Here is a 12,894-nt window from a genome sequence, read left to right on the forward strand (position 1 = left end):
GAAACACCGGGCGGCCGCACTTCTGACCCTCCCGCGCGGCTCGCCGGCGCGGGACCGGGTCGGTCGGCGGCCGGGGCGGCTCGGGACCCCGCCCTGGCGGGACCGGCCGCCGCCCGCGCTCGGCTCATTCCGCTCACCGCGGTTCCGTCCCGAGCAGTCGGCGTTCGTCCCACCACTCCGGTGCCTCCTCCACGACCGGGGTCACCTCCACGAGCGTGATCTCGTGGCGGGCCAGCGTCAGGTCCAGTACGGTCCGGTCGTCCTCCACCGGCAGCCGCAGGTGCTGCCGGCCGGGCTCGGCGGCCTCGTGGAGTACGTCGAGCTGGTGCGGGCCGGGTGAGCGCGGGCTGCCCATCCGCTGCCAGGCGGTGCGGGCGTTGCCGTGCTCCTCGTCGACCACGGACCGCCGTACGAACGCCTCCCGCGCGCCCCGCACCGGCACGGACAGGCGGAGTCGGTGCCGGGACGGCCCGGGTGTCATCCCGCTCGCGTCGACCGGCGCCCAGGCGAGGACGGTCACCCGGCCGTCGGGGTGCCGGGTGACCAGGTGGTCGGCGCCCCGGGTCAGGAGGTCGCGGCCCATGCGGGCCATGAAGGCGTACAGGTGGTACGTGGGCTTCTTCACCTGACGGTGGGTGAGCAGACCGAAGCCGCCGTGGAAGAGCGCCGTGGGAGGCCCCGCCTCCTCGAACATGTCGCTGAAGGTCCAGTACGAGAAGGAGTCGACGTGGTCGCCGCCGCGAGCGAGGACCGGTGCCAGGTACGCCGCGTGGAAGGCGGTGTCGTGGACCGGGTTGTCGGGGCGGTAGGAGGAGTTGAACTCGGTGATGTGGACCGGGAGTTCGGCCAGCCGGGTACCTTTCAGGCGCTCGCGGGGCGTGGCGAACTGGTCCAGGAGGTCCTGGGCCGGTGCCAGGGTCTGGTGGGTGCCGAAGGGGACGTGCTGGGCGGGGCCCGAGGTGTAGGCGTGCTTCGACACGAAGTCGACCGGGACATCACGCTGTGCGGCGAACTCGGCGAAGCGGTCCAGCCACTCGTCCGCGGCCGGTGAGATCGCGGGGCCGCCGACCTGGAGATCCGCGTCCACGTCCTTCACCACGCCCGCCGTCACCTCGTAGAGGCGGTGGTACGCCTTCTCGTCCGCGCCCTGCCAGAAGTCGGGCAGGTTGGGCTCGTTCCACACCTCGACGGGCCAGGTGCGCACCTGGTCGAGGCCGTAGCGGTCGATGAGATGGGTGAGGGTCGCCCGGACCAGGTCGGCCCACTCCCCGATGTCCCGGGGCGGGGTGACGTTCCCGTGCCACCAGAAGACGGTCTGCTCCCCCGACGCCAACTCCGTCGGCATGAAGCCGAGTTCGAGGAAGGGACGGATGCCGAGTTCCAGGTAGGCGTCGACGACCTGGTCGACATACGTGAAGGAGTGCCGGACACGGCGGGTGCCCTGCCACTCGTAGGGCCGGTACACGCCCATGCCGTCGCTCAGCAGTCCGTGTCCCCGGATGTACCGGAAGCCGATCTCGCGCTGGAGCAGCTTCAGGGAGTCCTGGTAGTCGCGGCGCAGGGCGAGTTCGACACGGCCGGTACCGACGCAGTGCCGCCAGGCCCCGGACAGGGGGCCGGACGGCTCGGCGGGGACGCGGAAGATCACCCGTTCTCCTTCTTGAACCGGTCGTGCGCCTTGTTGTGCAGGTCGACGAGCTGCTGCATGTTCTTCGCCTTCAACTCGGCGACGAACGCGTCCCATTCGGACATCGGGCGCTTGCCGAGCACGAACTGGAGGGTGTTCTGGATGGCGTGGTCCTTGAGCGGGGTGTCCCAGAGGGTCGCCTGCTCCTGCTCGAAGGACTGCAGCGGGTGGGCCGGGTCGACGGGCAGTTCCTTGCGCTGGGACATGACGTCCTGGAACTTCTTCTCGTCCGGGCCGAAGTTGGAGGACACCAGCTCCCAGCTGCCGCCGTAGGTGAACACGCCGTTGAAGAAGCCGAAGTCCTTCTGGAGGTCCTTCGGGGCGTCCGGGTCGGAGCCCATCAGGGAGATCCCGGGCTTCAGCGTGTACGTACCGCCGGACTCGGTGTAGGTGACGCCCTCCACGCCCCACTTGCAGAACTTCTGGCCCTCGTCGGAGTACCAGAGCCAGTCCACGAACTGCATCATCGCGACGAAGTCGGCACTCTTGAGGGCCTTGCTGGAGATCATGACGCCGTTCTCCAGCCGGATGCCGCTCAGCAGGATCGGGCCGGCCGGGCCCAGCGGCACCGGGACCATCTCGATCTTCGAGCCCTTGACCTGCTTGCCCAGGTTGTAGCGGTAGTTCTGCACCAGCTCCTGCGGATTGGCGCTGATCACATAGGACTTCTCGGCCAGCAGCTTCTGCACGGCCTGGTCGTCCTGCTGGGTGAAGCTCTCGGGGTCCAGCAGCTTCTCGGCGACGATCTTTCGCAGGTACTCGATCATCTGCCGGTAGGCGTCCTGGGCCGCGGTGAAGACGAACTTCTGCGCCTGGGTGTCGAAGCTGATGTTGTCGTACGTCCACCCCGCCTTGACGCCGTACGCCTGGCCGAGGTAACTGAACAACGCGCCGCACGGGAAGGGGGTGTTGGTGCTCCAGCGGTCGGTCCAGGGGTACTTGTCGGGGTACTCCGCCTTGAGCGCCTTGAGGACGTGGTACACCTCGTCCCACGTCGTGGGCAGGGTCAGTCCGTGCTTGCCGAGGATGTCCGTGCGGAAGGACAACGAGTAGCCGGCCTTGGGCCTCTCGTGCAGGCCGGGCAGCAGGTAGTACTTGCCGTCGGACTGGCGGATGGAGTCGAGCTCGGGCTCAAGACTCCACTTCTTCACCTTGTCGCGGAAGTTGGGCATCAGGTCGACGTACTCGCTGACCGGGAGGATCGCACCCGAGGACACAAACGCCACCTCCGCGGGGTGGTACGTCTTCGGGATCAGGAAGGGCGCGTCACCCGCGCCGATGAGGACACTGCGCTTCTTCTCGTAGTCGGCCAGCGGGACGTCGAGGGGCTTGACGGTGATGCCGGTGCGCTTGGTGACCTCCTTCCAGAACAGCCAGTTGTTCTTGAGGGGGTAGACCGGGTTGTCGTTGTGCAGCAGGGAGAAGGACAGCGCCTTGGTGGCCTTGAACTGCTGGCCGGCCCGGTACTCCTTCATCGCGCCGTTCTGCTTCTTGGAAAGGTCCTTGGAGTCGCCTCCGTCCTCACCGCCGCCGCAGCCGGTGAGGGTGGCGAGGCCGACGAAGCCTGCGGCGGCGAGGACTTGGCGCCGTGACAGTTGTCCAGCGTTCATCACTCAGATCCTCCTGGTCTTGGGGACACGGTTGTGGTGGTGCCGACCGGACTGCCTGTGCCGTCGCACCGGCATCGGGTGGGCCGGCCGTGCGGTCCCGCCGCCTGCGGCCGACGGGTCACCGCCGGGAGGGTGCTCACGGCCGAGACGGAGCAGGACACTCCGGCGCCGAGCCGGCGGGCCGACATGCCGTCAGCCCTTGACCGCGCCGAGCATCACGCCCGAGACGAAGAAGCGCTGGACGAACGGGTACACGCAGATGATCGGCAGTGCGGTGAGCACGATCGTGACGGCCTGGATGCTCGCGCCGACCTGGCTGAGCTCCGCGGTGCCGGCGCCCGCGTTTCCGCCGCCGGTGGCACCGGCGATGAGATTGCGCAGATAGACGGTGACCGGCATCAGGTCGGAGTGGTCCATGTAGAGGAACGCGCTGAACCAGGAGTTCCAGAAGGACACCGTGTAGAAGAGCACCATGGTCGCCACCACCGCCTTGGACAGCGGCAGCACGATCCTGAGCAGGATGCCGTAGGTGCTCAGGCCGTCGATCTGCGCGGCCTCCTCCAACTCGGTCGGCAGGCTCTCGAAGAAGGCCTTCATCACCAGCAGGTTGAAGACGCTGATCGCGTTGGGCAGCGCGATCGCCCAGACGCTGTTCTTCAGTCCGAGCTCGGTGACCAGGATGTAGTTGGGGATGAGGCCGCCGGTGAAGAACATCGTGAACACGGCGACGCCGACGAGCAGCGTGCGCCCCCTGAGGTGCTTCTTCGACAGGACGTAGGCGTAACAGGTCGTCAGGACCATGGCCACGACGGTCGACACGACGGTGTAGAACACCGTGTTGCCGTAGTTCCGCCAGAACATCGAGTCCTGGAACACGATCCGGTACGTGGTGAGGTTGAACCCCTTGGGCCACAGGGTCACTTCACCCGCCCGGATCTGCCGCTCGCCGCTGAAGGACCGGGCGACGATGTTGACGAAGGGATAGAGGGTCACCACCACGACGAGGGTGAGGATCACCCCGTTGACGCCCTGGAAGACCCGGTAGGACCGGCTCGGCTTCACCACAGACTGGTCCCCACTGTGCGGCGCGAGAGCGTGTTGGCGCTGGTGATCAGGACCAGGCCGATGACCGCCTCGAACAGCCCGATGGCGGCGGCGTAGCTGAAGCTGTTGGATTCGACGCCCGCCCGGTACACATACGTCGAGATCACGTCGGCGGTCGGGTAGGTCAGCGGGTTGTACAGGAGCAGGACCTTCTCGAAGCCGACCGCCATGAACGTGCCGACGTTGAGGATCAGCAGCGTGATCATGGTGGGGCGGATGCCGGGCAGGGTGACGTGCCAGATCTGCCGCCAGCGATTGGCTCCGTCGATGCGCGCGGCCTCGTAGAGGTCCTCGTCGATGGTGGTGAGTGCGGCGAGGTAGAGGATCGTGCCCCAGCCCGCGGTCTGCCAGATCTCCGAGCCGACGTAGATCGTGCGGAACCAGCCGGGCTCCTGGATGAAGCGGATCTCGTCATGGCCGAGCCAGCCGAGGGCGTGGTTGACCGGACCGTCCGTGGCGAGCATCTGCAGGGTGAGGCCCGCGACGATCACGATCGACAGGAAGTGCGGGAGGTAGGACACCGACTGCACGAACCGCTTCAGGGAGCGCCGGCGCACCTCGTTCAGCAACAGGGCGAGGACGATCGGGATCGGGAAGCAGAACACGAGCGTGAGCCCGCCGAGCCACAGGGTGTTGCGGAACACCTGCCAGAAGGTCGGGTCGCTGAGGAACATGCGCACATAGCGCAGCCCCACCCAGTCCTCACCGAACATCGAGCCGCCGGGCTCGAAACGCCGGAACGCGATCACGTTGCCGATCATCGGCAGATAGCGGAAGACCAGGAAGAACAGCAGCGGCAGCACCGCCAGCGAGTACAGCTGCCAGTCGCGGCGCAGGGCCCGGCGCCATCCGCTGCGCGGCGCCGGGCGGGCGACTGCTGCGGGCGGGTCTTCGATGCCGGGTGGTGGAGAGGCCGACCTGACGGATGTGCTCATGCTCGGTCCTCTCAGACGGAGGCACGGAACCGAAACTTTCGAGCTCTTACCGGTAACTGCGCGGCAACTTAGAGGCACGAAGAAAGCGCTGTCAATGGGTCGGGCATGAGATACCTGGGGCACGTGTGGGGTAGGACTGAGAGGCCAAGACCCGGTACCGTCCGCAAGTTTCACTGGTTGGACCGACTCATGCGAGGTGTCCTGTGCCTGCCTTCGACCTGCCGACGAGGGAGCTGGAACGGTACCGTCCCGAGGTCCAGGAGCCCCCGGATTTCGACGGGTTCTGGCGTGACACCCTCAAGGAGGCAGCGCAGACGGACGTGTTGGTGTCGGTGCGCCCGGCGGAGAACGGGCTGCGGCTGACGCGGACCTGGGACGTGACCTTCCGCGGCTTCGCCGGCGATCCGGTGCGCGCCTGGTACAGCAGACCGGCCGGGGTGGGCGAGCCCCTGCCGGCAGTCGTCGAGTACGCCGGTTACGGCCGTGGGCGCGGCCTGCCGCACGAGCGGCTGACCTGGGTGAACGCCGGGTACGCGCATCTGCTGATGGACAACCGCGGGCAGGGTGACCAGTACGGCAACGGCGGGGCCACCCCCGACCCGCACGCCTTCGCACCGGGCGGCCCGGGACCGGCGGCCCGCGGCCTGCTCGACCCGCGCGACTACCACTACCGGCGGCTGATCACGGACGCGGTCCGCGCGGTGGCCGCGGTGCGCGCCCTTCCGGGCGTGGACGCGTCCCGCGTCGCGGCCGTCGGCAACAGCCAGGGCGGCGGGCTGGCGCTGGCCGTCGCGGGACTGGTGCCGGACCTGACGGCGGCCCTGGTCACCGCGCCTTTCCTGTGCGGCATCCGACGGGCCCTGGATCTGACCGACGCGAGTCCGTACGGCGAGATCAGCGCGTATCTCTCCGTGCACCGGGGCGCGCAGGAGGCCGCGTACCGCACCCTCGCGTACATGGAGGGCGTCTCCTTCGCCCGGCGAGCCGCCGCCCCGGCCCACTTCGGGGTCGGCCTGCGTGACACGGTGTGCCCGCCGAGCGGGGCGTACGCGGCCTTCAACCGCTACGGCGAGCTGACCGGCGTGGACCCCCGCAAGGAGATCCACGCCTATCCGTACAACGGCCACGAGGGCGGCGACGCGGTGCAGGTGCGGCGCCAACTCGACTGGCTGGGTGAGATGTTGGAGCCCGGCCCGGTCAGCTCACCGCCAGGGTGAACAGGTGCAGGTCCGAGTTGTCCGGCAGCTTCACGCCGGTGATGCTCTTCCCTTCCGGTGCCTTGAACGGCTTCGTGGCGAAGACATACGTCGCGACCGGGTCACGGTCCGCGCCCGCGACGTTGCGATAGGGGGCGCGGGCGACAACCTCGTTGCCGTACTGGACGGCGCCGCCCCCGCCGCCGACCGTCCAGTCGGTGAAGGCGAGTGCGATCGTGTCGGTGCTGCCGTCGGTGTAGGTGACCGTGGCCTGGCTCTGCTGGTTGCCGTTGACGGCACTGCCGACGAAGGACAACTGGTTCGCCGGTGAGCTCAGTTGGATGGTCCGGCCGGATGCCGTGGCGTTGTCGGGCCGGCCGCTCGGCGAGTTCGGCCAGGTGAAGGTCAGGCCGTTCACCGTGCCCTGTCTGCCCGGGGTGAGCCCGGCCGCCGCGAGCGCCTGGCGGGAGTAGCTCCAGCCGCCTCCGTCGTAGTCGGCCTCGTCGTGGTCACCGGAGTCGTCCGAGATCCCGGTGTTGTCGTAGGCGGCGAGGAGGGTGCCGGGCGCGGCCACCGTGAGGGGCACCGGTTGCTCGTACGCGGTGTCGTCCGAGGTGACGGCGATCGTGACGTCGTAGAAGCCCTGCTCGGTGCCCTCGGTGGAGCTCAGGGTGATCTCCTGGGAGCCGTCGACGACCGTGCCCTCGCTCGGAGTTGCCGTGATGCCCTCGGGTGCCTCGACGCGGAAGCGGACCTCCGGGCCCGTGCCGTCGCCGCTCAGCGACAGCGCGCGGACGCCGGCCTTCGTGCTGCCGCCCGGCGCGATCGTCGCCGTGGTCGGGCCGACACCGATCTGGTACGGCTGCTCGCCCTCGCGGAAGGACGGCGGGGCGGCGTCCGCTCCCCAGGCCGGGGCGGGCTCGGTGGACAGGGTGTAGTCCAGCCGGCCGCCGTCCCGCACGAAGGAGGCGGGCAGCCAGGCGGCTTGGCTCGTCCGGCCGTTGACCTTCAGGCCGTGGATGTACGGCGCGTCGGCGGCCGCACCCTCCGCGCGCACGGAGATGTCGTTCCCTGAGGGCCGGGTGATCTCTATGCGCGGGAACAGCGGTGAGGCGAGGACCAGTTCGGACCGGGACGGCACCTGGGGATACATACCGAGCGCGGAGAAGACGTACCAGGCGGACATCGCGCCGAGGTCGTCGTTGCCGGGGATGCCGCCCGGCCGCGTCGACCAGAGCTGCCGCATGGCGGCGCGGACGGTCTGCTGGGTCTTGTACGGGGCGCCCGCGTAGGCGTACAGGTAGGGGACGTTGATCGACGGCTCGTTGTCCAGCTCGGACTTGTCGCCGCCGTTGCCCGTGAACGCCCAGTCACCCTTGTCGTCGTGGAAGAAGGTGTCCAGGCGGGCGAGAGCCTTGTCGCGGCCACCCATCGCGGCGAACAGGCCCGCCGGGTCGTGCTGGACCATCCAGGTGTACTGGGCCGCGGTCCCCTCGACGAAGCCGTTGCCGGTGGCCGGGGTGAAGCCGGTGACCCAACTGCCGTCCGCCTTGCGGTTGGCGATGTAGCCGCCGCTCGGGTCGGCGGCGATGTTGAAGTTGTTCTGCCACCACTGGGATCTCTTGGAGAAAGTCGCCGCGGCGTCCTTCTTCCCTGCCGCGCGGGCCAGTTGGGAGAGGGCGAAGTCGGCGCCGGACATCTCCAGGGTCTCGGCGGCGCCGCCCCAGGCGTGGGAGACGGACGGCATGTAGTGCAGCTTCAGGTACTTGTCGAGGGAGGGGCGCTGACCGGCCGACAGCACCGGCTTCCCCGCCGGCGACAGGTCCTGTTCCGTGGGGACCGTGGCCGCCCTGGCGAGCGAGTCGAGTGCGCCGCGCAGGTCGAAGTCGGTGCCGCCGAAGGCGTGGATGCCGGCCAGGGCGATGGGTGAGGGGTCGCCGTTCATGACGTGGGTGCCGCTCGCTCCGTGCAGCCAGCGGTCCCACACGCCGCCGTTCTGCCGGGCCAGTTCGTACAGGGACTGCGCCACGTCCGAGCCGGTGCGCGGGTCGAGCAGGGTCAGCAGCTGCACCTGGCCGCGGTAGACGTCCCAGCCGGAGAAGGTGCCGTACTGGGCGCGGTGCCCGCGGGCGACTCGGTGCACCTCGTCGTCGCTCCCCCGGTATCTGCCGTCGGCGTCGCTGATGACATTGGGGTGGAGGAGGGCGTGGTAGAGCGCGGTGTAGAAGGTGGTGCGCTCGTCGTCGGTGCCGCCGCCGACGCGGATCGCCCGCAGTCGGTCGCGCCATGCGCCGCGGGCCGCTTCGCGCACCGAGTCGAAGGAGCGCCGGGGCGGGTTCTCGGCGGCGAGGTTGGTCTCGGCGCCCGCCCGGCTGACGTACGAGATACCGATCTTGACGCCGACCTGATCGGTGCCGGGCGCGAACCGGACGTACCCGCCCGCCCCCTTGCCCGCCACGGGCCGCCCGCCTTGCGAGAAGCCGCCCGTGCCACCGGACGCCTCCAGCGAGCCGGGGCTGAGCCTGTCGTCCTGCCAGGTGCCCGCGGCCGTGAAGGGACGGTCGAAGTGGGCGGTGAAGTGGACGGTGTAGTAGGCGCGTTGGCCTTCGGGGTCGAGGTAGCCGCAGAAGTTGCCGGAGGTGACCGAGCCGGAGACCGTCCGGGTCGCCGGGTCGATCTCGACCGTCGAATCGGTCGAGCCCACCTCGGAGTTGGCGGTCCTGAACAGCAGCGAGGCGGGCTTGTCGGCAGGGTAGGTGAAGCGGGCCGAGCCGGTGCGGGCGGTGGCGGTCAGGTCCGCGGTGACACCGGAGGCGAGGCCCACCCGGTAGTGGCCGGGCTCGGCGGTCTCGTCGGCGTGGCTGAAGTCGGCCGCGTACACCGCGTCCTTGGTGTCGCTCGCCGGGGACGAGGTGACCTCGCCGGCGAACGGGAAGAGAGGGATGTCGCCGCTGCCGCCCGCGCAGCCCGTGCCGGACATGTGGGTGAGGCTGAAGCCGCGGACACGGGTGGCGCCGTACAGGTAGCCGCCGGGAGCCGTGGTCCGGGTGGCGTCGCCGCGGGTGTTCTCGGGGCTGAACGAGAACATGCCGGAGGGGGTGACGGCGCCGGGGAAGACGTTGCCGCCGTTCTCCGTGCCGATGAGCGGGTTCACATATGCGGTCGGGTCGCCGACGAGACCGGGTGGCGCCGCGAGGGCTGGGGTGGCGCCGGTGACGGCGAGTACGGCCGCCAGCAGCAGGGACGTGGGACGGAAACGCATGACGCGGCCCCTCCTCCTTCGGACGGGTCGCGCACCACAGGTCGCACAAGCCGCAGGGACAGTAACGTGCGCCACGCGTATCACGGAAGACCGCGTACGGCCGAAGGAACGCGCGTGGGGTCACCCGGCCGGGTCCAGCCGATTGCCCCAACTGGATTGACATCGTTGTCCGTTGACGCGGTAGAGTCATGTCCAGACCACTCGACAACGTTGTCGCGCGTCGCGTCGTCACAAGCCATGCACCATCCGCGCCGGCCACCACCCCCCTGCGCCGGCACGGCTCGCGGACCCGGTGGCGCACAGCCCCACCGGGTCCGCCCTGAGCGGAAGGTCCGAGCGCGTTCCGACGGTGACTCAGCCGACTCGGCAGGGAAGGGTCGTGGCCGTGTCGCCTCCGGAGCCGGTGACGACGTAACCGAACGTCGTGCTCTGCCCCGGACTGAGCGAGCCGTTCCAGTGGGCGTTGTGGACCATCACGTCCTGGCCGGTGTAGGTGGCGTTGCCGTTCCAGAGACTGTCGACCTTCTGGCCGGTCGGCAGGGTCCAGTCGACCATCCAGCCCAGCATCGGGACGTCACCGGAGTTGGTGACGGTCACCTCGGACTGGTAGCCGCCGCTCCAACTGCCCGTGGTCTTACGGGTGGCCGTGCAGGTGCCGGGCACCGGTTCGGTCGGGTTGCCCGGCTCGTGGATGCCGGTGACCTCGCCGTTGCCGCCGTCGAAGACGACGTCGGAGCAGGAGTAGAAGGTCTCCGCGCTGTCCGAACGCTGCCAGACCATGTAGATGATGTGGCGGCCGGACTTGTTCGCCGGAAGCTGGCCCGTCCAGGAGTAGTTGGCCTCGACCGTGCCCGGACTGCCGTTGAGCGGCGGGTGGTCGACGCTGAGGAACGGCTGGGCCTCCATGTCGTCCCAGGTGAGTGTCTTCTTCGGGTCGAAGCCGTCCTTGGTGACGTACACGTAGAACCAACCCGGGTGCGCGGCCCAGGCGTTGTAGGAGAAGTCGACCGTCTTGCCCGAGGTGAGGTGGGTGAGCGGCCAATCGTCGCGGGCGGCGTTGAAGCCGGTGAAGTTGGTGTTGCCGCCGCTGCACAGCTCGCCGTCCGGCACGAAGCCGCGGGTGCGGCCGGCGCCGTCCGAGCGCAGCACGGAGAACCAGTTGTAGAACGGTGTGGTGCCGCTGACCGCCTGCGCGTTCTTGCAGGCCGGGTTGATCGGCTTGATCTCACCGGTGTCGGTCAGCCCGTCCTGCCAGCACAGGAAGGTGCGGCTGGCGGGCTTCATCGGGGTGCCGTGGGCCTCGGCCTTGCCGCCGGTTGTGAGGACGAGGCTGAGGGCGGGGATGGTGGCGAGCAGGGAGACGAGGACCAGGAAGAGGGCTCTGGGGCGGGTCACCCTCGATAACTTTGTCAGGATCATGACATTCCCGTCCGTTCCTTGAGGTACGGGCCGTTGCGGGGCGTGTGCGGTGCCGTGGGGTGGGGGCGGCACACGGGCGGGTTCCGGTCCGTCCGCATGGGAGCGCTCCCACCCCACTTCTGCGGAAGGTAGCGGTATGTGGCGCAGTTGTAAACGGGGGGCGTCGGGGTCGATGGCGTGGCGTGGTGTCGTCGGTTCGGGTGGCGATACCTTCGTACGTACGATCACGCCACGTGACGGCGTCCACACTGGCGTTCATGGGAGCGGTGATGACCACACCCCAGCAGGCCACTGAGGACACCTGGATGTTTCCGCCGGCTCACGGCTGGACCTTTGACCAGGTCAAGCACTTGGAGCTGCCTTTCAACCGGGAACTCGTGGATGGACGGATCGTGGTTCGAGGTCAGACCGAGTTCTGGCACAACCGTGTCCGGGACAGGTTGGCTGCAGCTCTGGAGGCTGCGCGAGCGGAGCCGTACGAGGTTGTGGCCGAGCAATGCGTGACAGTCGACAACCAGAACACACCGAACTGCGTCCCGGTACGAAACGTCACTCTTGTCGTGGAGGTCGTCTCCCCCGGTTCCCACCAGGACGACCGGGTGCGCGAGCCGGCGCTCTTCGCCGCGCACACGGTGCCGTACTACTGGCGCGTGGAGCTGGACCGGGACCAGAAACTCGCGGTGCACGAGTACCGGCTCAACGTGGACACGCTCGCCTATTTCCCCGCGCCCTCCCACCCGGACCACCACGACAAGCTGGTCTCCGAGCTGGCGTTCCCCGTCGAGGTCGATCTCGACGCGCTCGTCGGGTTCTGAGCCCGGGGCCCGGTGGCGGTCACACCGGGTAGGCCGCCTGGAAGGCCAGCCGCTCCTCCGCGTCTTCTCCTACGGTCGTCAGCGCGTCGTCGAACTCCATGAACTCCTCCCACACCGTCCGCCCGCTCGTCCCGGCGAGCCTGCTGACCACGAGGTCCTCCAGGTCGGGGACCCGCTTGTTCTTCCAGATCTTGTCGGCGACGCTGACCAGCAGGTCTTCGAGGCCGATGTCCGGGAGGGTCCAGGTCGCGTGGGTGGCGGCGAAACGGGCCAGGTGCGGGGGGACGCCGTGGGCCAGGAGCAGGCCCTGGCCGGCCTTCTCGTGTGCGGAGCCCGGGCCGGAGAGTTCGCCGGCGTGCGCGGTCTTGCCGATGTCGTGCGTGGCGGCGCCGAACAGGACGGCGTCGCGGTCGAGTTGGAGCGTGGGGTGCCGTCGTGCCAGCCACTCCGTGAGCTGGTACGCCACGTCGTGCACCAGCCTCAGGTGGGCCGCGAGGCGGGGCGGTGCGTCGAGGGTCCGGAGGAGGCGGGCCGCCTCGTCGGGGAGGGGGCGGGGGCCGGGGTCGTGGAGGGCGCGGTGGAGGAGGTCGGGGGCGGTCACGCGGTAAGGGTAGGGGTGGGGGTGGAAGTTGGGGGCGGCGCAGGGTGGGGGCGCGAGCCGGGGAGCAGCACCGAGTGGGGCTGGGGCGACCTCTCAGGAGTGGTCGGTCGGATGGACAGGTGTCGCGGTGGTGGGGCTTCGCCGGGTCCCAGCGGGGGCTCACGTCTGGAGCCGGATGGCCCCAACGGCCGTCTCGGTCCTACGGCCCGCTCAGCCTCTCCGCGGGATCGACGCCGTGGGCATCGCGGCGGAGCGGCACGCTGGG

Annotated in this window: 9 protein-coding genes; 2 read left to right on the forward strand and 7 right to left on the reverse strand. The window is 69.3% G+C overall.

The features are described 5' to 3' along the window. Nucleotides 1–133: 133 nt before the first annotated feature. The 4 genes from AQJ46_RS21505 to AQJ46_RS21520 form a co-directional block, all read right to left on the reverse strand. Entirely contained in the window at nucleotides 134–1,645 is a 1,512-nt protein-coding gene (locus AQJ46_RS21505) for a GH39 family glycosyl hydrolase (RefSeq protein ID WP_059207316.1), read from the reverse strand. Further along, nucleotides 1,645–3,300: an ABC transporter substrate-binding protein gene (locus AQJ46_RS21510; protein WP_059207142.1), complete on the reverse strand. Its 1,656-nt coding sequence runs from the start codon at nucleotides 3,298–3,300 to the stop codon at nucleotides 1,645–1,647. Before AQJ46_RS21510 ends, AQJ46_RS21505 begins: the two co-directional genes overlap by 1 nt. A gap of 189 nt (nucleotides 3,301–3,489) precedes the next feature. Then, nucleotides 3,490–4,362, reverse strand: a complete 873-nt coding sequence (locus tag AQJ46_RS21515) for a carbohydrate ABC transporter permease (RefSeq protein WP_057611201.1) — start codon at nucleotides 4,360–4,362, stop codon at nucleotides 3,490–3,492. Next, entirely contained in the window at nucleotides 4,356–5,336 is a 981-nt protein-coding gene (locus AQJ46_RS21520) for an ABC transporter permease (RefSeq protein WP_059207143.1), read from the reverse strand. Before AQJ46_RS21520 ends, AQJ46_RS21515 begins: the two co-directional genes overlap by 7 nt. A gap of 203 nt (nucleotides 5,337–5,539) precedes the next feature. Between AQJ46_RS21520 and AQJ46_RS21525 the strand changes: the two genes are divergently transcribed. Next, complete coding sequence (locus AQJ46_RS21525) at nucleotides 5,540–6,553, forward strand: acetylxylan esterase (RefSeq protein ID WP_059207144.1); 1,014 nt, start codon at nucleotides 5,540–5,542, stop codon at nucleotides 6,551–6,553. Here AQJ46_RS21525 and AQJ46_RS21530 read toward each other — a convergent pair. Further along, nucleotides 6,534–9,794, reverse strand: a complete 3,261-nt coding sequence (locus tag AQJ46_RS21530) for a GH92 family glycosyl hydrolase (RefSeq protein ID WP_059207145.1) — start codon at nucleotides 9,792–9,794, stop codon at nucleotides 6,534–6,536. The genes AQJ46_RS21525 and AQJ46_RS21530 overlap by 20 nt on opposite strands. A gap of 354 nt (nucleotides 9,795–10,148) precedes the next feature. Then, nucleotides 10,149–11,213 (reverse strand): lytic polysaccharide monooxygenase auxiliary activity family 9 protein, encoded by a 1,065-nt coding sequence (locus tag AQJ46_RS21535; protein WP_208616959.1) that lies wholly within the window; start codon nucleotides 11,211–11,213, stop codon nucleotides 10,149–10,151. Between the two features lie 233 nt (nucleotides 11,214–11,446). On the opposite strand from AQJ46_RS21535, the gene AQJ46_RS21540 reads away from it, so the two are divergent. Next, nucleotides 11,447–12,028: a Uma2 family endonuclease gene (locus tag AQJ46_RS21540; RefSeq protein ID WP_225887374.1), complete on the forward strand. Its 582-nt coding sequence runs from the start codon at nucleotides 11,447–11,449 to the stop codon at nucleotides 12,026–12,028. A 19-nt stretch (nucleotides 12,029–12,047) separates the two neighbouring features. Here the strand turns inward: AQJ46_RS21540 and AQJ46_RS21545 are convergent, their stop codons facing one another. Beyond that, a complete protein-coding gene (locus AQJ46_RS21545; protein ID WP_059207147.1) occupies nucleotides 12,048–12,629 on the reverse strand; it encodes an HD domain-containing protein in 582 nt (193 codons plus the stop codon). Between the last annotated feature and the right edge of the window lie 265 nt (nucleotides 12,630–12,894).

The organism is Streptomyces canus, assembly GCF_001514145.1.
GTDB lineage: Bacteria > Actinomycetota > Actinomycetes > Streptomycetales > Streptomycetaceae > Streptomyces > Streptomyces canus.